The sequence below is a fragment of the Streptomyces sp. NPDC060027 genome (genome assembly GCF_042737005.1).
Taxonomy (GTDB): domain Bacteria; phylum Actinomycetota; class Actinomycetes; order Streptomycetales; family Streptomycetaceae; genus Streptomyces.
Genome location: NZ_JBHWVI010000174.1, coordinates 1 through 18,586, shown reverse-complemented (window position 1 = coordinate 18,586; position 18,586 = coordinate 1). Strand labels below are relative to the sequence as shown.

The following is an 18,586-nucleotide window of genomic DNA, read 5'->3' as shown; positions in this document are numbered from 1 at the left end:
GGCTCGATGAGCCGGGGCCTTCGCGGTGCGGGGAGAGGCTGTGCGTACCGGCCCCGCAGCTCTCAGCCGCCGCCCGCGAGGGGGCGGGCCGAGGCGGTCGTGGTCGCGCGGGCCGCGTGCGGCGGGCGGCGGCTGCCCACCGGTGTCACCGGGGTGCGCTCCGAGCGGGCGGTGTGCGGGCCCGGGGCCAGGTGGGCGGGGGCTCTGTTCGGGCGGGACGCGACCGTCTCGCGGGCCGGCACCTCGCCGTCCACGACGGCGGGCCGTGTGGCCATGACGGGTGCGCCGACCGGCGCGGGTGCCGGTGCGGGCACCCGACCGCCGCGACCGGCGCGCACGAGGTCGCGCAGCGCGAAGATCCAGGCCTCGGCGCGGGCGATCAGCGGCTCGCACCAGGGCAGCGCCAGCAGGATCAGCAGGCCCGCGGTCCAGCCCAGCAGGACGTCGCTCAGCCAGTGCGTACCCAGGTACACGGTGGTGAGGCCGACGCCGAGGGAGACCACGGCGGACAGGGCGGAGAGCCAGCGTCTGGCTCTCGGGGTCGACGCCAGATAGGCCAGGATTCCCCAGGTCACGACGGCGTTGGCGGTGTGGCCCGAGGGGAATATATCGCCGCCCAGGCCCATCTCGTTCGAGCCGATCGTGATCGCGTAGTGCGGGCCGAGGCGGCCCATGCCGAGCTTCGCGGCGCCGACCGTGACGTTGAGGAGCAGCAGGGACGCGCCCAGGGTGAGCAGCGGGCGCAGTGTGTGCTGCCGCCAGGAGCGCCAGCCCAGCCAGGCGGCGACCATCACGGCGGTGGGGCCGCGCTGGCCGAGCACCACGTAGTAGTCCAGGAACGCGTGGATCTCCGGCCACTGCTGATAGGGCCGGAAGAACATGACCTGCCAGTCGAACCGGACCAGCCACGACGTGATCGCAACGGCCCACACGATCGCCAGGTAGAAGGCCAGGGTCGCCGTGAAGAGGACAACCCTGTGCCGAGTCATCTTCGGCACATCGATGTGGGCCGGCCGTTCCGGCTCACGGTCCAGCCGGGCGAAGACCCGGTCCAGACGGGTGAGGTTTCGTTCGGTACGCACTCAATCGACGTTACAGCGAGTGAGCTGCGTCCCAGGCCGATTCACTCGGTTTGTGATGACGATGTGATGTGGGATTCCTCTCAGGATCATGTTTATTTCCAATGAATCTCCAATCCCCGACACGCGGAGCCTTCAATTCCATTGATCACTCGCGGCTTCGGTTTTATGGCGCTTATGCATTCGTTCACCGAATGATGGCGTGGAATTGTCCGGCCGCTCACCGGCGGACCGGCACCGCCGCTCACCGGCCGACCGGCACCGCCCGCCATCGCGCCGACCGGCGCCGCCGGTCGGCGCGATGATCATGCCGAGGGCGTGCCGTCGCGTTCGCGCGCCGCCCGCCCGGGGCGCGCTTCCGTCCCGTCGGTGATCTCCCACGAACGAGGTACCCCCGCCACCCGCCGGAGAGCGGGTGACGCGCGGCGGGGGAGGCCTCGCAGGGCGTGACGAGGTCCGGGCAGCGTGGCGTACGCCACATGCCCCGCCGGGAGAACGTGAGAGGTCCGCCACGTGTCATCGGCGGGAACTCGCGTACGCTGACGGCTCACTCGCCTTTGTTGCGTGGGCCCGGGACTCGCTCTTCGGGCCGCAGCCCCAGGGAGTCCCCACCCTGCGGATCCGCCGATCGCGAGGGAACCTCTGGAGGTACGTACATGTCCGGGACGACCACGGCCGCTGCGCGATGCCGTCGGGAGACCGGGGCCGGTGCCAACCGATGGGTCGTTCTCGTCGTTCTGTGCGTCAGCCTGCTGCTGGTCGCCGTCGACGCCACCGTGCTCCACGTCGCGGTGCCCGCCGTCACCGAGGAACTGAAGCCCGGCGCGATAGAACTGCTCTGGATCGTCGACGTCTATCCGCTCGTCTGCGCCTCGCTCCTCATCCTCTTCGGCACGCTCGGTGACCGCGTGGGCCGACGGCGGGTCCTCCTCCTCGGATACGCCCTGTTCGGCGTCGCCTCCGGCATCGCGGCCCTCGCCGACAACGCCCAGGTCCTGATCGGCGCCCGCGCCCTGCTCGGCGTCGGCGGCGCGATGATCATGCCCGCCACGCTGTCGATCCTGCGCCAGGTCTTCCCCGACCGGCGCGAACGGGCGCTCGCGATCGGCATCTGGAGCGCGGTCGCGGCCGTCGGCGCGGCGGTCGGGCCGCTGCTCGGCGGCTTCCTCCTCGAACACTTCTGGTGGGGATCGGTCTTCCTCATCAACATCCCGCTGATGATCGTCAGCCTGCCGGTCGGACGGCTCCTGCTGCCCGAGTCCCGCGGTGACCGCGACGGTCCCTGGGACGTGGTCGGCGCGCTGATGGCCGCCGCCGGTCTGTTCGGACTCGTCCTCGGCGTGAAGCGCCTCGGAGGAGGCGAGGCGCCCCTCAGCCCCCTCACCCTGGCGCCGCTGCTCATCGGCGGTGCGCTGATGGCCGGCTTCGTACGGCGTCAGCGGCGGCGCACGCATCCACTGGTGGACCTGCGGATGTTCGCGCGTCCCGCGTTCAGCACGTCGGTGGGATGCATCGTCCTCGCCATGCTCGCCCTGGTGGGCCTCGAACTGATCGCCGCGCAGTATCTGCAGCTCGTGCTCGGCCTGTCACCGCTCCAGACCGGGCTGCGGCTGCTGCCGCTCACCTTCGCGGCGATGGCCGCCGGGCTCGCGGGGGCGAAGCTGCTGCGGCGGTTCGGGCCGCGCGCGATGGTCTGCTTCGGCTTCTGCCTCACCGCGGCCGCCGTGGTCACGCTCACCGCGATGGGCGCCGACGACGACACCGGGCTGCTGCTCTTCGGCTTCGTGCTGCTCGGCTTCGGTCTGGAGACCACGCTCTTCGGGGCGTACGAGTCGATGCTGAGCGAGGCGCCGCAGGAGCAGTCCGGCGGGGCCGCGGCGATCGGCGAGACCTCGTACCAGCTGGGCGCGGGGATAGGGATCGCGCTGCTGGGGAGCGTGATGAACGCGGCGTACGCGCCCGGTCTGTCCTCCGTCCCCGGCGTCCCGGCGGCCGACTCGGAGGCGGCGGGGCACTCGCTGGGGGAGGCGTACGAGGTCGCCGACCGGCTCGGCGGGACCTCCGGCGGCGCTCTGCGGCAGGCGGCCCGGGACTCCTTCGTGCACGGACTGCATGTGACGCTGCTGGTGAGCGCCGCGCTGTTGCTGCTGGGCGCCGTGATGGCGCTGCGATTGCCGCGGGTCATGGACTGCTCGGCACCCGCGACGGACCCCGCCCTCGACGCGAAGTCCGGCCCGGCCGGGATCCCGGCCCCCCGGGACGTCGCCGAGACCCGCGTCTCCGCCTAGGGGCTGCCGAGGGGCGCGCAGGACCCCGCGTCCGCGGCATGATCCGCACGGCAGTCCCGAGCCTCCCTGGACTTGCGGGACACTGCGTCGTAACGTCGGGTCGAGATTCTTAACTAGCGGTGCTAGTTATCACCTTGCCGGAGGCTGTCGTATGTCCGCGTCCTCGAAGCTCCCGCCCTTCGACCCCGCCGACCCGCTCGGGATCGACGACCTGCTCGACGCGGAGGACCTGGCCATCCGCGACACCGTGCGGACCTGGGCCGCGGACCGGGTGCTGCCGTACGTCGCCGACTGGTACGAGAAGGGCGAGCTGCCCGGCATCCGGGAGCTGGCACGCGAACTCGGCGGGATCGGCGCCCTCGGCATGTCGCTCCAGGGGTACGGGTGCGCGGGGGCCAGCGCCGTGCAGTACGGCCTCGCCTGTCTGGAGCTCGAAGCGGCCGACTCCGGCATCCGTTCGCTCGTCTCGGTGCAGGGCTCGCTGGCCATGTACGCCATCCACCGGTTCGGCAGCGAGGAGCAGAAGCAGGCCTGGCTGCCGCGCATGGCCTCCGGCGAGGTCATCGGGTGCTTCGGACTGACCGAGCCCGACCACGGCTCCGACCCCGGCTCGATGCGGACGCACGCCAAGCGCGACGGCGGGGACTGGGTCCTCAACGGCCGCAAGATGTGGATCACCAACGGGTCCGTCGCCGGAGTCGCCGTCGTCTGGGCGCAGACCGACGACGGCATCCGCGGATTCGTGGTGCCCACCGACGCACCCGGGTTCTCCGCCCCCGAGATCAAGCACAAGTGGTCACTGCGGGCGAGCGTGACCAGTGAGCTGGTCCTCGACGACGTACGGCTGCCCGCCGACGCCGTCCTGCCCGACGTCGTCGGCCTCAAGGGTCCGCTCGGCTGCCTCTCGCACGCGCGGTACGGGATCGTGTGGGGCGCGATGGGCGCGGCACGCTCCAGTTTCGAGTCCGCGGTCGCGTACGCGAAGACGCGGGAGCAGTTCGGACGGCCCATCGGCGGCTTCCAGCTCACCCAGGCCAAACTCGCCGACATGGCCGTCGAACTGCACAAGGGCATCCTGCTCGCCCACCACCTGGGCCGCCGTATGGACGCGGGACGGCTCCGCCCCGAGCAGGTCAGTTTCGGCAAGCTCAACAACGTGCGGGAGGCCATCGAGATCTGCCGTACCTCGCGCACCATTCTCGGCGCCAACGGCATCTCGCTGGAGTACCCCGTGATGCGGCACGCCACGAACCTCGAGTCGGTGCTGACGTACGAGGGCACCGTCGAGATGCATCAGCTCGTGCTGGGCAAGGCGCTCACCGGGCTCGACGCCTTCAGGTGAAGGCCCCGCTCGTGAAGCCCCGGGAAGGCAGGGCCGGTGAGCGGCCCTGCCTCAGCTCTGGTTGAAGAAGCCGTCAGCCTGACGGCTCGCGGCCTCGCCGGAGACGATCTCCGTGTTGGCCGGGGTCAACAGGAAGACCCGGGTCGCGACCCGCTCGATGGTGCCGCGCAGGCCGAAGGTCAGGCCGGCCGCGAAGTCCACCACGCGCTTGGCGTCGGCGGGCTCCATGGACGTGAGGTTGATGATCACCGGGACGCCGTCCCGGAAGAGTTCGCCGATACCGCGTGCGTCCCGGAAGCTGTCCGGGGTGACCGTGCCGATCCGGCGGCCCTTCTCCTCCGCCGTCTCGGAAGCAACCTTCACGCGCGGGTCGGTGACCCAGGCTTCGCCGGACTCCTGACCCTCGGCGTAGTCGTCGTCGTAGTAACGCTCGTCATCGTTGTCGTCGACGAGGCCAAGCCAGGCACTCGCCTTGCGCACCGATCCCATGGACGCCTCCTCTCACAGCGGTCTTTCGTGCTTCCGCATACCCATGGTCGTCCATGATGCGGATGTCGCGCCAAGTGGATAGACGCCGCGCGGGGGTTTCGTGACGGTACTGGTGCACAGCGAATCCGTCGAGAGCCCGCGTCTCCCAAGGGTCGTACGGGGTACGGCTGCTGACTGAGAGTGAAATATGATTTCTCGCGGCGATCGGGTGACGGGCGGTGCGTACGGGTGAACGGAACGGTCGATACGATGCCGCAGCTCAACGTCGTACGTGTCACGGGGGAGTGTCGTGTTCGGAATCGTGAGGCCCTGCAGCCACCGTCTCGGTGAAGGGCTCAAGACGCAGTGGATGGCGCATTTGTGCGGGCTTTGCCTCGCACTGCGCGGGGACCACGGCCAGTTCGCGCGGGTGGTCACGAACTATGACGGCCTGCTGATATCGGTTTTGACGGAGGCTCAGGCCGAGCGCGCGACGGGATGGCGGCGCACCGCGGGCCCCTGTCCGCTGCGGGGCATGCGGACCGCGTCCGTCGCGCAGGGCGAGGGTGCGCGGCTCGCCGCCGCCGTCTCGCTGGTCCTCGCCTCGGCGAAGGTCCGCGACCATGTCGCCGACGGGGACGGGCTCCTGGCGCGCAAGCCGGTCGCGCTGGCCGCGCGCCGGGTGGCCGCGAGCTGGGGCAGGGCCGGGGCGCGTACGGGATCCGACGTCGGCTTCGACACGGCCGTGCTCGTCGACGCGGTGGACCGGCAGATCGGGATCGAGGCGCTGGCCGGGCCCGGAACGCCGATCCTGACCGTCACCGAGCCCACCGAGACCGCCACCGCCGCGGCGTTCGCGCACACCGCCGTCCTCGCCGGCCGTCCCGGCAACGCCGTGCCGCTGGCCGAGGCCGGGCGGCTCTTCGGACGGCTCGCGCATCTGCTGGACGCCGTGGAGGACCGGGAGGCCGACGCCGCGGCGGGTGCCTGGAATCCGCTGACGGCCACCGGTACCTCGCTCACCGAGGCCCGCCGGCTCGCCGACGACGCGCTGCACGGTATACGGCTCGCCCTGCGGGAGGCCGAGTTCACCGACAGCCGGCTGGCGCACGTCCTGCTCGCCCACGAACTGGGCCGGTCGGTGGACCGCGCGTTCGGGACGTCGGGGTGCGGGCACGCGGTGGGCGGGTCGCACGCAGCGGACGGCTCTCTCGACGCGCTCGATTCCCTCGGCTCGCCGGGCGGGGCGGTTCTGCTCGGGCCCGAGGGCTCCTTCGGGCCGCCGCCTCAGCACGGCGGCAATCCGTACGTCGGCGGCGGCAACCCCTTCGGCGGCGGGCCCTCCGCCCAGCCCCCGGCCCCCGGCAAGCGCGGATTCTGGGCCGGCTGCGCCGCCGCCATCGGGCTGTGCTGCACCTGCAAGGTGTGCTGCGCCGACGAGTACGAGGGGCCGTGGTCGCGCAAGAAGCGCGAAGGGTGCCTGAACAACTGTGACTGCGACTGCGGTTGCTGCGAGGCGTGCAAGTGCTGCGAGTGCTGTGAGTGCTGCTCGTGTTGTGACTGCGGGCTGTGACCGCCCGCTCGGAGCACTCCCGTCCGGGGTGCTCCGAGCGGGTCGGGGAGCGCGGTCAGTCCTTCAGCTCCGGCGGGGAGATCCGTGACGTCGAGATGGCCGAGCCCTTCGTGCCCCACTTGGCGAGGATCTTCTCGTACGTCCCGTCGGCGATGAGCTTGTTCACCGCGGCTCGGAAGGCGGGCGTCAGCGCGCTGCCCTTCTTGAAGGCGAAGCCCACGTCGAGGCGGTGGAACTCGTTGAGGAACTTGACCCCTTGCTGGTGGGCCACGGCGTAGCGCAGGCCGTTGATGGTGCTCATCACGACATCGCTGCGGCCCTGTTGCAGCGAGGACCAGATGGCGCCCTGCTCGCTGTACGTCTGCACCTTGTACGCCTTCTCGCCGGCCTCCCCGCAGACCTTCTTGTTCGCCTCCAGAGTCGCCTCGAACGTCGTACCGGCCGCGGTCGCGACGTTCAGCCCGCACAGCTGCCGGAGCTCGGTGATCTTCGAGAGCTTGCTGTCCTCACGCGTGGCGAAGCCCTGGCCGTCGTTGACGTAGGTGACGAAGTCGATGGACTTTCGGCGTTCGTCGGTGACACCGAAGTTGCTGGCCCCGAAGTCGTATTTGCCGCTGTCGAGGGCCGGCAGGATCGCCTCGAAGCTCGCGGACTCGTGCTTCAGCTCGATGCCGAGGGTCTTGGCCACGGCGTCCGCGAAGTCGACGTCCTGCCCGGTCAGCGTCTTGCCGTCGGCCAGGTAGGAGGTACCGGGCGGTGAGCCGGACACACTGATCGCCACGGTCAGCGAACGGGTGCCGGACGGCAGCAACTTGGCGGCGGAGGCATCCTTGCGGATCGGCGAGACGACGTCCTTGGTGGGAATCCTGTCGCCCCGCGCCGCGGCCTGCGCGGTACTTCCGCCGGCTGCGTCGTCCGTACCGGAGCCGCACGCGGTGACCAGCAGGGCCGCGGAGGTGAGCAGCGCAAAGGACGCAAAATGCCTGTTTCGGGTACGCGAGAACGTACGCATGGTGTGCGGTCTCCTGAAGGCAGGGAGTGAGAAGGCGCAAGAGGGAGGGGAGGGGCGCGCGTGTGAAGGCGTGGGGAAGAGGAGAAACGCGGGAGGCGCCCGTCACGGACGGGCCCGCAGGGGGTCAGCTCAACAGGAAGAGGACCACACGCGACCGAAGTCGATGTGGGAGCGCTTGACCAGCCACTGCTGCGAATGCATGGGCCAAGTGGAACAGGCATCCGTTTCTGCGTCAACTGACTTGAGACGTAAGGCTCACAGTGTGGACAGCCTTGACATCGAGGGGAAACGGCCCCGTACTCTCGTGTCACGGCCCTGCTGAGGGGCTCGGCCGTACGGCGCTCCCGGGCGCCCCGCGTGGCCTGTGTGAAGGCACCCGTGTTCGACTCGACGCATCACGGAGCCTCGCATGTCCTCCGACACCCTCACCAAGGTCGCCGCCGCACCGGACGAAGCGGCCTCCCTGCGCATCGTCCCGCGGCGCCGTCCCGGCCTGTGGACCGCCGCCGTCGCGGTGCTGGTCCTGCTCGGGCTCGCCCTCAACTCCGTAGTGCGCAACGACGCGTTCCAGTGGGACGTCGTCGGCGAGTACTTCACCTCCGCCTCCGTGCTGCGCGGACTGTGGCTCACCCTCTGGCTGACCGCGGTCGTGATGGTGCTCGGCTTCGCCCTCGGCACCCTGCTCGCCGCGTTCAGACTGTCCACCAACCCCGTGCTGCGGACCGTGAGTTGGGGATACGTCTGGCTCTTCAGGTCGATGCCGATCCTGGTCCAGCTGCTGTTCTGGTTCAACATCGGGGCGCTGTACCCGCAGATCCTTGGTGTGCGCACCGTCGACCTGCTCGGCCCCGTGACCGTCGCCGTCGTCGGCCTCACCCTGCACGAAGCCGCCTACGCCGCCGAGGTGGTGCGCGGCGGCATCCTCTCCGTCGACCGCGGGCAGATCGAGGCCGCGCAGGCGCTGGGGCTGAGCCGGTGGCGCCGCTGGTGGCGGATCGTGCTGCCGCAGGCGATGCGCTCCATCGTGCCGCCGGCCGGGAACATGCTGATCGGCACCCTCAAGGGCACCTCCATCGTCAGCGTGATCGCCGTGCAGGACCTGCTCTACTCCGTGCAGCTCGTCTATCACCGCACCTACCAGGTCATGCCGCTCCTGATGGTGGCCACCCTCTGGTACGTCATCGTCACCTCGGTCCTCGGCGTCGGCCAGTACTACGTCGAGAAGCACTACGCGCGCGGTTCGGAGCGCACCCGATGACCGCCGGACGGCCGTCGCTGGTGATCGTCGGGGCCGGTCCGCGGGGGACCGGTCTCCTGGAGCGGATCGCGGCCAACGCGGCCGAACTGTACGGCGATTCGGGGCTGGACATCCATGTCGTGGACCCGTACCCGCCGGGCGCCGGACGCCTCTGGCGCGAAGAGCAGTCGCCGCTGCTGTGGATGAACTCCGAGGCGCAGGACGTCACGATGTTCACCGACGAGACGGTCGACATGGCCGGGCCCGTGCTCGAAGGACCCACGCTCGACAGGTGGGCGGGTCTCGACGGGCGCACCTTCGCGGACCGGCCCCGACAGGGCGCCTACCTGCGCTGGGTGTACGAGCGTGCCGTGGCCGCCCTGCCGCCGGGCATCCGGGTACACCGTCACGCGTGCCGCGCGCTGCGGGTGAGCGGACCCCGCGAAGGCCGCCAGCAGGTGTGGCTGGAGGGCCGCCCCCGCCCGCTCCTCACCGACCTCGTCGTGCTGACCATCGGCCACCTCGACGCCGAACTCGACGCCGAACAGAGCGAGTTGGCCGCGTACGCGACGGAACACGGGCTGGTGCATCTGCCGCCGGACTTCACCGCCGACAGCGATCTGTCGGCGCTCGCGCCCGGAGAACCCGTCCTGGTCCGCGGCTTCGGGCTCGCCTTCGTCGACCTGATGGTGCTGCTCACCGAGGGGCGCGGCGGGCGGTTCGAGGGCGACGGCTACCTGCCGTCCGGGCGCGAGCCGATCCTGTACGTCGGCTCCCGGCGCGGGGTCCCCTACCACTCCAAGATCGGCTACAACCTGGAGGGTGAACGGCCCCCGCTGCCACGGTTCTTCGGGCCCGCCGAGGTCGACGCGCTGCTCGCCCGCCCCGAGAGGTCCGACTTCCGGCGGGACGTGTGGCCACTGATCGAGAAGGAGCTCGGGTTCGCGCACTACCACCGCCTGTTCACGGCACACCCCGAGCGCACCCGGGTCGCCTGGAGCGACTTCGAGGAGAAGTACGCCGCCGGTACCGGTGCCGAGATCCAGGCCCTGGTCGCGTCCGCCGTGCCCGACCCGGCCGACCACCTCGACCTCACCGCGCTCGACCGTCCGCTGGACGGGGTGCGCCACGCCTCGTACGACGATCTCCAGGACGGACTGCGGACGTACATCGAGGAGGACCTGAGACGACGTCATGATGCCTCGCGCAGCCCGGACCTGGCCGTGTTCCTCGGGCTGCTCTCGGTCTACGGGCAACTGGTCCGGCTCGGTGACATCGGCCCGTGGTGGCACGGCTTCTTCAGCTGCGTGGCGTCGGGGCCGCCCGGCCCCCGGCTGCGCCGGATGCTCGCCCTGTCGCGGGCCGGAATCCTGCGGTTCATCGGCGCGGACATGACCGTCACCGCCGAGGACGGGGTCTTCCGGGCGGGCAGCGCCACCGTGCCCGGCGCGACGGTCGAGGCCCGGGCGCTCGTCGAGGCCCGGCTGCCCCACCCCACCGTCGAGCGCACCCGGGACGCACTGCTGCGCGAGCTGTACGCGGACGGGGCCGCCGCGACGCCCGAGGGGCTGCTCGCCGTCGACCCCGCCGACGGACGCGTCCTGGAGCGCTCCGGCATCCCGCACCCCCGGCGCTTCGCACTCGGCCCGCACACCGATGCCCGGGGCTCGGGCGCCTTCACCCGGCCGCGTACCGGCGGCCCGGCCTTCCGGCAGAACGACGCGACGGCGCGCGCCGCGCTCACGTTCCTGCGGGCGCTGTCCTGTCGCGCCGCGGCCTGACGCAACCCCTCCGGTATCCCGCAGAACGACACTTCGCGAAGGGAATCGCCCGATGAGCACAACCACGGCCGGCCCACCGGTCATGGTCGACATCAAGTCCGTCCACAAGCGCTTCGGTTCGCTGGAGGTGCTCAAAGGGGTCGACCTCGCGGTGCGGGCCGGAGAGGTCACCGTGATCCTCGGACCCTCCGGATCCGGCAAGTCGACGCTGCTGCGGACCATCAACCATCTGGAGAAGGTCGACCAGGGCCGGATCAGCGTCGACGGCGCGCTCGTCGGCTACCGGCGCTCCGGCGACAAGCTGTACGAGCTGCCGGAACGCGAGATCCTCAAGCAGCGCACCCGGATCGGCTTCGTCTTCCAGAGCTTCAACCTCTTCCCGCACCTCACGGTGGTGGAGAACATCGTCGAGGCCCCGGTCTCCGCGCTGAAGCGCCCCCGCAAGGACGCCGCCGAGACCGCGCGCGCCCTGCTCGACCGGGTCGGGCTCGCCGACAAGGCCGACGCCTATCCGAAGCAGCTCTCGGGCGGGCAGCAGCAGCGGGTGGCCATCGCCCGCGCGCTCGCCCTGGAGCCGAAGCTGCTGCTCTTCGACGAGCCGACCTCCGCGCTCGACCCCGAACTCGTCGGTGAAGTGCTCGACGTCATCAAGGACTTGGCCCATCAGGGCACCACGATGATCGTCGTCACCCATGAGATCGGGTTCGCCCGCGAGGTCGCCGACACCGTGGTCTTCATGGACGACGGCCGCATCGTCGAGCAGGGCGCCCCCGGCGACGTACTCGACCGGCCGAGGCACGAGCGCACCCGGGCGTTCCTCTCCAAGGTCCTCTGAACCCGGCCCCCACCACTCCGCGCCGGTCTCCAGGCCCTCGACTCCCCCCACCCCGAAAGGTCTTCCCCGATGACCGCACCGCACGGCCGGGCGCTTCTGCACCTGGCCGCCGCCCTCGACCAAGGGGCGGCCCACGACGCCGCCTCCTTCGTGGAACAGGCCCAGCTCGCGGAGCGCGGTGTCCTCGACTTCGTCACCCTCGGAGACACGTTCGCGCGGCCGGGACTCGACGCGCTCGCCGTGCTCTCCCGGGTCGCGCCCGTCACCGGCCGGATCGGTCTGGTGCCGACCGTCACCACCACACACACCGAGCCCTTCCACGTCCAGGCGGCCGTCGCGACCCTCGACTGGGTCAGCCGAGGCCGGGCCGGCTGGCAGATCGACGTGTCGAGGACCGAGGCGGAGGCCCGGCTGTTCGGCCGCCGCACGCCCGGACTCCCGGACGCACCCGGCCGGGTGACGTCCCCGCCGCCCGGCGACGCCCTCTGGCAGGAGGCCGGCGAGGTCGCCGACGTCGCCGCCCGGCTCTGGGACAGCCGGGAGGACGGCGCCGAGACACGCGACGGGACCACCGGCCGCAGCGTCGACCGGAACAAGCTGCACCAGGTCGACTTCGAGGGCGGCACCTTCTCCGTGAAAGGCCCCTCGACCGTGCCACGGCCCCCGCAGGGCCACCCCGTCCGGGTCGTCGACGCGACCGAGTCGGCCGCCCGGCGGACCGCCGCCCGGTACGCGGATGTGGCGATCGTGCGGGTCGCCGGCCCGGCCCAGGCGCGTGCCGTGCGCGTCGAACTGCGGGACACGGCAGCCGCGTTCGGGCGCGACCCCGATGATCTGCGCGTCCTCGCCGGGCTCGGTATCGACCTCGGTGACGGCGAGCGCGCTGCCGAGCCCGGCCACGGCGGAGGCGGGCCCCGGCAGACCGCGCAGGGCCCGCTGTACCGCGGCGGGCCCGTCGGCCTCGTCGAGCTGATCACCGCCTGGCACCGGGCGGACGCCGCCGACGGTTTCCACCTCACGCCCGTCGAGCCGCGCCGCGACCTGGAGCGGCTCGTCAACGGAACGGTCGCGCTGCTCCAGCACCGCGGACTGTTCCGCACCTTCTATCCGGGCAGCACCCTCAGGGAGCACCTGGGGCTCGCCCGGCCCGTCAACCGCTACGCCGTGGCGGGGGGAGCGTCATGACGGTCCGCAAACGGATGCACCTCGCCGTCCGCCTTCCGGGCCTCGGCGGCACCACCGCCGGGACCGGCCGGCGCTCCGCGTCCCCGGTCGACTTCGCCGCCTTCGAGCGCTTCGCGCGCACCGCCGAACGCGGTCTGTTCGACTTCCTCCTCCTCGCCGGGGGAGGGCGGTCCGGTGAAACCGAGGGGCGCGTCCATGACCCGGACCCCGGGGGCCGGCCCGAGGCCGTCACGGTCCTCAACGCTCTCGCCGCCGTCACCGAACGGCTCGGGCTCGCCGCCACCGTCGACACGGTCTCCCACCAGCCGTACGAACTCGCCCGCAGACTCGCCACGCTGGACCACCTCAGCGAAGGCCGGGCCGCCTGGAACATCGTGACGTCCACACCGGCCGCCACCGCGGAGAACTTCCGCCGCGGCAGCCGTCCGGACGCGACGGGCCGCCACCGGGTCGCCGCCGAATTCGTCCAGGTGTCACGGGAGTTGTGGGACTCCTGGACCCTCGACGGGGTGTCCCGTCCGGTCGCGCACCGGGGCCGGCACTTCGACGTCGCGGGCGAGTTCACCGTGCCGCGCCCACCGCAGGGACACCCCGTGCTCCTCCACGCGGGGGACTCGCCCGCGGGACGGGACTTCGCGGTCCGGGCCGCCGACGTCGTCCTCGCCGGCCCGGGGGCAGGGCACCGTCTCCCGGGAAGGCAGGGCTCCCGGCAGGACACGCTGGAGGCGGGCCGGGCGTTCTACGCCGAGGTGAAGGGGAGACTCGCGGCCCACGGCCGGTCGCCCGAGGAGCTGAAGATCATGCCCCTGGTCACCTACGTGCTCGGCGACACGGCCGCCGAGGCGCGGGAACGGGCGGCCGAGATCCGCCGGGAACGGATCCCCTCGCGGAACGCGGTCGGCACCCTGGAACGGACCCGGGGCCCCGACTTCTCCTCCGACGACCCGGACGGGCCCTTTCCCGCCGTCGACCCGGACCTTGGACCACTGCCGGCACGGGGCCGGTCGACGGCGGCCGACGTGCTGATCGTCGCGGAGAAACGGCGGGCCCACGCACGCGAGAAGGCCCCGTCCATCCGGCAGACCGTCATCGAGACATCACGGCACCCCACGTTCGTCGGCACGCCGGAGTCGGTCGCCGCCGAGCTCGACGAGTTCGTACGGACCGACGCCGCCGACGGATTCGTCCTCGTGCCCCGTGCGACACCCGGCGCATTCGAGGAGTTCGTGGACCGGGTGGTGCCGCTGCTCCAGGAACGCGGCGTGTTCCGCACCGCATACACGGACACGACGTTGCGCTCGCACCTCGGCCTGGCCGAGCCCATATGGAAGGGTTGATCACATGACGACGGACGCACCCGAGGACTGGAAGCACTGGCAGGAACACCGTGTCGCGACGGTGTCCGAGCCGTACGGCCCGCTCGCGCTCACCGGAACCCACTGGATCGAGGACTATCCGGAAGGGCGACTTCCGGACATCCCCGGGCGGTGGGCCGCCAAGGGGGACGGAGTGGTCCTGACGGCGGCCGCCGAGGACGGGCTCACCCTCGACGGCGAGCCCTTCACCGGCGAGATCGTGCTGGACGCCGACTACGGACCGGCCGACGGAGCCCGGGTCGGGCGCGGGGAGCGGCGGTTCGTCGTCCTGGTGCGCGAGGGGATCTGGGGCGTACGCGACTACGACCCCGCGGCAGCCACCCGGCAGGCCTTCAGGGGCATCGAGGCGACCCCGTACGACGGGCGCTGGTCGGTGCCCGGACACTTCACCCCGTACGGTGAAGGGCGCACCGTGCGCGTCGAGAACGCGGACGGGGTCGCCCGCGGGCTCGCCCTCGGCGGTGTCCTCGCCTTCACCCTGGACGGGCAGGACCTCACCCTCCAGGTGTCGGTCGAGAGCGACGGCTCGCTGTGGGCGGTCTTCGCCGACACCACCAGCGGGGACAGCAGTTACCGCTTCCGGTTCCTGCGCCCGGCGGCGCCCGACGCCGAGGGGCGTACGACGGTGGACTTCAACCGGGCCGTGCTTCCGCCGTGTGCGTTCGCCGACCACTTCGTCTGCCCGTTCCCGCCGCCCGGAAATACGCTGAGCGTGGCCGTCGCCGCGGGGGAGCGCCGTTTGGGCTGAGGCCTCCGGGGCCACCGAAGGCGTGGGGGAAATCTGAAGCCTTCAGTGGTCCGACGATCAACCTCCTTGACACGTACGCAAGTTGAACGCTGCACGGCCGAAAGGCGCCCTTGCGCCCGTCGGCCGTGCCGCCGAATACTCCCCCTCAGCGCTTGTCAGGGGCATGGCTTGTCCGGAATCCGGACGGGCGGCTCCCGGCTGCGCCTCACGGGCCCCAACCCCACAACACGAGGGCCCCTTACTTCCCTTCGGAGGAATGAAACGTGAGGATCAAGCGCACCACCCCCCGCAGCGGGATAGCGAGACGGAGTCGGCTGATCGCCGTGTCCACCGGACTCGTCGCCGCGGCAGCGTTCGCGATCCCCAGCGCGAACGCGTCCGACGCCCAGACCTTCAGCACCACCCAGCTGAGCAGTGTCAACAAGTCGGTACTCCAGTCCGACATCGCGGGCACCGCCTGGGCGGTCGACGCCAAGACGAACCGTGTGGTCGTCACCGTCGACAGCACGGTCTCGAAGGCCGAGATCGCGCAGATCAAGAAGGACGCCGGCGGCAACGCCGACGCCCTCACCATCAAGCACACCGCGGGCACGTTCAACAAGCTGATCTCCGGCGGCGACGCCATCTATGCGAGTAGCTGGCGCTGCTCGCTCGGCTTCAACGTCCAGGACAACAGCGGGAACTACTACTTCCTGACCGCCGGTCACTGCACCGACGGCGCGGGCACCTGGTGGTCGAACTCCGGACACACGACCACGCTCGGCACCACCGCGGGCTCCAGCTTCCCGACCAACGACTACGGCATCGTGCGCTACACGAACACGTCCGTCACCAAGTCGGGCGCGGTCGGCAGCCAGGACATCGCCAGCGCGGCCACGCCCTCCGTGGGCACCACCGTCTACCGTCGCGGCTCCACGACCGGCATCCACAGCGGCCGTGTCACCGCGCTCAACGCGACGGTCAACTACGGTTCTGGCGACATCGTCTACGGCATGATCCAGACCACGGTCTGCGCCGAGCCCGGTGACTCCGGCGGCCCGCTCTACGGCGGCAGCGTCGCGTACGGTCTGACCTCCGGCGGCAGCGGCAACTGCAGCTCCGGCGGTACGACCTTCTTCCAGCCCGTGACCGAGGCCCTCAGTGCCTACGGAGTCCACGTCTACTGACCGGCGCGTACGGCAACCCCCCACAGCCGGACCAGCGGCCGGCAGCAGGAGAGCCCCCGCACGCAACCTGCGTGCGGGGGCTCGCCCTTGCTCGGGCGGCGGCGTTACCGTCGACGTACACGCTGTACATCCCGATGCGCCACTTCGGACCCTGGGGGGCCGTGATGGTCGAGGAGCTGGTCGCGGCGGGAGTCTCCGTCGCCTCCGTGGGCCTGGTCTATGTGATGGCCGGTGCCCGTGTCGTCAAACAGTACGAACGGGGCGTGGTGCTGCGGCTCGGCAGGCTGCGCCCGGCCGTACGCGGCCCCGGATTCACCCTGGTGATCCCCGGCGTCGACCGGCTGCGCAAGGTCAACATGCAGATCGTGACCCTTCCCGTGCCGGCCCAGGAGGGCATCACCCGGGACAACGTGACCGTGCGGGTGGACGCGGTCGTCTACTTCAAGGTGGTGGACGCGGCCGACGCGGTCATCCAGGTCGAGGACTACCGCTTCGCGGTCTCCCAGATGGCGCAGACCTCCTTGCGTTCGATCATCGGCAAGAGCGACCTGGACGACCTGCTGTCCAGTCGCGAAAAGCTCAACCAGGGTCTGGAGTTGATGATCGACAGCCCGGCGATCGGCTGGGGTGTGCAGATCGACCGGGTCGAGATCAAGGACGTGTCGCTGCCGGAGACGATGAAACGGTCCATGGCGCGGCAGGCCGAGGCTGATCGTGAGCGGCGCGCCCGGGTCATCAACGCGGACGCGGAGTTGCAGGCGTCCAAGAAGCTGGCGCAGGCCGCCGAGGTGATGTCGGAACAGCCGGCCGCGCTCCAACTGCGGCTGCTCCAGACGGTGGTGGCGGTCGCGGCCGAGAAGAACTCCACGCTCGTCCTGCCCTTCCCGGTGGAACTGCTGCGCTTCCTGGAACGGGCGCAGCAGCCGGCCGCGCCCGGGCCGTCCGTCGACCCGCGGGAGTCGGTCGTTCCGGCGGCCGAGCAGGGGCCGCCGCTCGACGGCCGACAGCCCGAGCAACCGGTGCAGAAGCAACCGCCGCCCGGGGAAACCTCCTTGGACCGACCTTCTGAAGGGTCGATAACAAGACAGGACTAGACCTCGCAGGCCGCATCGGTAGGACCAGCGGACCGTGTTTGCGGAGGGAATCCACAGGGCGTGACCACGCACGGTCAAGGCGTAGGGCGGGTACGGCCGTTGTCGTACACGCGTCCTGAAGTCGACCTTGTGTGTTGCCTGTGCGTCTCGGAATAGTGGGCGAGGAACAACTGGCATGGACGCGACGGGACGGGCTTTTCTGCCGTTCTCAGGGTCCATGTCCGTACGCCTTCCGGTCCTGGAGGTCCCCACAACCTCTCGGACCGACCCCCCACAGGAGGACGTGAGTTGAAGCACCGACGCATACCCAAGAGGCGTGCCGTCATGACGGGTGCGGGCATCGCCGCACTGGTCGCCGCCGGAGTCACCTTCCAGACTGCGAACGCGAGCGAGGCTCCCAGGACCTCGGCGCCGCACACCCTCTCCGTCACGGCGGCCGGAAAGCTCGCCTCGACGCTCGGCAAGGACTTGGGCGCCGACGCGGCGGGAACGTACTACGACGCGAAGTCACGGAACCTCGTCGTCAACGTGCTCGACGGGACCGCGGCCAAGGCCGTCACGGCGGCCGGCGCCAGGGCCAGAATCGTCGAGAACTCCCTCGCCGAGCTGACGGGCGCCCGCACCACGCTCAAGAAGGACGCGACCATCCCGGGAACCTCCTGGGCGACCGACCCGGAGACCAACAAGGTCGTCGTCACCGCCGACCGCACGGTCTCCAAGGCCGAGTGGGCCACGCTCACCGAGGTCGTCGACGGCCTCGGCGCCAAGGCCGAACTCCAGCGCACGAAGGGGGAGTTCAAGCCCTTCATCGCCGGTGGTGACGCCATCAGCGGTTCCGGCGGGCGCTGTTCGCTCGGCTTCAACGTGGTCAAGGACGGGCAGCCGTACTTCATCACCGCCGGTCACTGCACCGAGTCGATCTCCACCTGGTCCGACGCCGGCGGCAACCAGATCGGCACGAACGAGCAGTCCAGCTTCCCGGACAACGACTTCGGCCTGGTCAAGTACACGGCGAGTGTGGATCACCCGAGCGAGGTCGATCTCCACAACGGCTCCGCGCAGCCCATCGCCAAGGCGGGCGACGCCACCGTCGGCATGAAGGTGACCCGCAGCGGTTCCACGACCCAGGTGCACGACGGCACGGTCACCGGCCTGGACGCCACCGTGAACTACGGCAACGGTGACATCGTCAACGGCCTCATCCAGACCGACGTCTGCGCGGAGCCCGGCGACAGCGGCGGCTCGCTCTTCTCCGGCGACACCGCGATCGGTCTCACCTCCGGCGGTAGCGGCGACTGCACCGCGGGCGGCGAGACCTTCTTCCAGCCGGTGACCGAGGCGCTCTCGACCTTCGGAGATTTTTTATTATGACGGCCTCCCCGGTCCGACTGATAGTAGTATC

Annotated in this window: 15 protein-coding genes; 12 read left to right on the top strand and 3 right to left on the bottom strand. The window is 70.8% G+C overall.

Annotated features, from left to right (window positions below; all coding sequences use genetic code 11):
* Positions 1 to 62: 62 nt before the first annotated feature.
* On the bottom strand, positions 63 to 1,082 hold the full coding sequence (locus tag ACFWBT_RS31910) for a phosphatase PAP2 family protein (RefSeq protein ID WP_385706463.1): 1,020 nt from the start codon (positions 1,080 to 1,082) through the stop codon (positions 63 to 65).
* Between the two features lie 653 nt (positions 1,083 to 1,735).
* Between ACFWBT_RS31910 and ACFWBT_RS31905 the strand changes: the two genes are divergently transcribed.
* Both ACFWBT_RS31905 and ACFWBT_RS31900 read left to right on the top strand, forming a co-directional pair.
* Positions 1,736 to 3,367: an MFS transporter gene (locus ACFWBT_RS31905; RefSeq protein ID WP_385706462.1), complete on the top strand. Its 1,632-nt coding sequence runs from the start codon at positions 1,736 to 1,738 to the stop codon at positions 3,365 to 3,367.
* A 151-nt stretch (positions 3,368 to 3,518) separates the two neighbouring features.
* Positions 3,519 to 4,709, top strand: coding sequence for an acyl-CoA dehydrogenase family protein (locus tag ACFWBT_RS31900; protein WP_385706461.1), 1,191 nt, complete (start codon positions 3,519 to 3,521; stop codon positions 4,707 to 4,709).
* Between the two features lie 51 nt (positions 4,710 to 4,760).
* On the opposite strand, the gene ACFWBT_RS31895 is transcribed toward ACFWBT_RS31900, so the two are convergent.
* Entirely contained in the window at positions 4,761 to 5,198 is a 438-nt protein-coding gene (locus tag ACFWBT_RS31895; RefSeq protein ID WP_385706460.1) for a cell division protein SepF, read from the bottom strand.
* 289 nt (positions 5,199 to 5,487) lie between these two features.
* Here ACFWBT_RS31895 and ACFWBT_RS31890 point away from each other — a divergent pair, with 289 nt between their 5' ends.
* The gene (locus ACFWBT_RS31890) at positions 5,488 to 6,750 is read left to right on the top strand and encodes a DUF5685 family protein (RefSeq protein ID WP_385706459.1); all 1,263 of its coding nucleotides are present in this window, start codon (positions 5,488 to 5,490) and stop codon (positions 6,748 to 6,750) included.
* Between the two features lie 55 nt (positions 6,751 to 6,805).
* Here the strand turns inward: ACFWBT_RS31890 and ACFWBT_RS31885 are convergent, their stop codons facing one another.
* The gene (locus ACFWBT_RS31885) at positions 6,806 to 7,762 is read right to left on the bottom strand and encodes an ABC transporter substrate-binding protein (protein WP_385706458.1); all 957 of its coding nucleotides are present in this window, start codon (positions 7,760 to 7,762) and stop codon (positions 6,806 to 6,808) included.
* A gap of 409 nt (positions 7,763 to 8,171) precedes the next feature.
* Between ACFWBT_RS31885 and ACFWBT_RS31880 the strand changes: the two genes are divergently transcribed.
* From ACFWBT_RS31880 to ACFWBT_RS31840, 9 genes are all read left to right on the top strand, one after another.
* Positions 8,172 to 9,020, top strand: a complete 849-nt coding sequence (locus ACFWBT_RS31880; RefSeq protein WP_385706457.1) for an amino acid ABC transporter permease — start codon at positions 8,172 to 8,174, stop codon at positions 9,018 to 9,020.
* Complete coding sequence (locus tag ACFWBT_RS31875) at positions 9,017 to 10,780, top strand: FAD/NAD(P)-binding protein (RefSeq protein ID WP_385706456.1); 1,764 nt, start codon at positions 9,017 to 9,019, stop codon at positions 10,778 to 10,780. Before ACFWBT_RS31880 ends, ACFWBT_RS31875 begins: the two co-directional genes overlap by 4 nt.
* 52 nt (positions 10,781 to 10,832) lie before the next feature.
* Positions 10,833 to 11,615 carry an amino acid ABC transporter ATP-binding protein gene (locus tag ACFWBT_RS31870; protein ID WP_323178825.1) on the top strand — a complete coding sequence of 261 codons (783 nt, stop codon included), beginning with the start codon at positions 10,833 to 10,835 and terminating at the stop codon, positions 11,613 to 11,615.
* A gap of 69 nt (positions 11,616 to 11,684) precedes the next feature.
* Complete coding sequence (locus ACFWBT_RS31865; RefSeq protein WP_385706455.1) at positions 11,685 to 12,800, top strand: LLM class flavin-dependent oxidoreductase; 1,116 nt, start codon at positions 11,685 to 11,687, stop codon at positions 12,798 to 12,800.
* A complete protein-coding gene (locus ACFWBT_RS31860; protein WP_385706454.1) occupies positions 12,797 to 14,137 on the top strand; it encodes an NtaA/DmoA family FMN-dependent monooxygenase in 1,341 nt (446 codons plus the stop codon). The genes ACFWBT_RS31865 and ACFWBT_RS31860 overlap by 4 nt, the downstream gene beginning before the upstream one ends.
* Before the next feature lie 4 nt (positions 14,138 to 14,141).
* The gene (locus ACFWBT_RS31855) at positions 14,142 to 14,924 is read left to right on the top strand and encodes a DUF1684 domain-containing protein (protein WP_385706453.1); all 783 of its coding nucleotides are present in this window, start codon (positions 14,142 to 14,144) and stop codon (positions 14,922 to 14,924) included.
* 263 nt (positions 14,925 to 15,187) lie between these two features.
* Positions 15,188 to 16,090, top strand: a complete 903-nt coding sequence (locus tag ACFWBT_RS31850; protein WP_385706452.1) for a S1 family peptidase — start codon at positions 15,188 to 15,190, stop codon at positions 16,088 to 16,090.
* A gap of 164 nt (positions 16,091 to 16,254) precedes the next feature.
* Positions 16,255 to 17,184, top strand: coding sequence for a slipin family protein (locus ACFWBT_RS31845; RefSeq protein WP_385706464.1), 930 nt, complete (start codon positions 16,255 to 16,257; stop codon positions 17,182 to 17,184).
* Positions 17,185 to 17,472: 288 nt separating this feature from the next.
* Positions 17,473 to 18,555 (top strand): S1 family peptidase, encoded by a 1,083-nt coding sequence (locus ACFWBT_RS31840; RefSeq protein WP_385706451.1) that lies wholly within the window; start codon positions 17,473 to 17,475, stop codon positions 18,553 to 18,555.
* Positions 18,556 to 18,586 lie beyond the last annotated feature (31 nt).

Excerpts from the sequence above, each read along its gene's own strand:
- ACFWBT_RS31905 (WP_385706462.1), top strand. The coding sequence starts at position 1,736 with ATGTCCGGGACGACCACGGCCGCTGCGCGATGCCGTCGGGAGACCGGG.
- ACFWBT_RS31900 (WP_385706461.1), top strand. The coding sequence starts at position 3,519 with ATGTCCGCGTCCTCGAAGCTCCCGCCCTTCGACCCCGCCGACCCGCTC.
- ACFWBT_RS31895 (WP_385706460.1), bottom strand. The coding sequence starts at position 5,198 with ATGGGATCGGTGCGCAAGGCGAGTGCCTGGCTTGGCCTCGTCGACGAC.
- ACFWBT_RS31885 (WP_385706458.1), bottom strand. The coding sequence starts at position 7,762 with ATGCGTACGTTCTCGCGTACCCGAAACAGGCATTTTGCGTCCTTTGCG.
- ACFWBT_RS31880 (WP_385706457.1), top strand. The coding sequence starts at position 8,172 with ATGTCCTCCGACACCCTCACCAAGGTCGCCGCCGCACCGGACGAAGCG.
- ACFWBT_RS31875 (WP_385706456.1), top strand. The coding sequence starts at position 9,017 with ATGACCGCCGGACGGCCGTCGCTGGTGATCGTCGGGGCCGGTCCGCGG.
- ACFWBT_RS31870 (WP_323178825.1), top strand. The coding sequence starts at position 10,833 with ATGAGCACAACCACGGCCGGCCCACCGGTCATGGTCGACATCAAGTCC.
- ACFWBT_RS31865 (WP_385706455.1), top strand. The coding sequence starts at position 11,685 with ATGACCGCACCGCACGGCCGGGCGCTTCTGCACCTGGCCGCCGCCCTC.
- ACFWBT_RS31860 (WP_385706454.1), top strand. The coding sequence starts at position 12,797 with ATGACGGTCCGCAAACGGATGCACCTCGCCGTCCGCCTTCCGGGCCTC.
- ACFWBT_RS31855 (WP_385706453.1), top strand. The coding sequence starts at position 14,142 with ATGACGACGGACGCACCCGAGGACTGGAAGCACTGGCAGGAACACCGT.
- ACFWBT_RS31845 (WP_385706464.1), top strand. The coding sequence starts at position 16,255 with ATGGTCGAGGAGCTGGTCGCGGCGGGAGTCTCCGTCGCCTCCGTGGGC.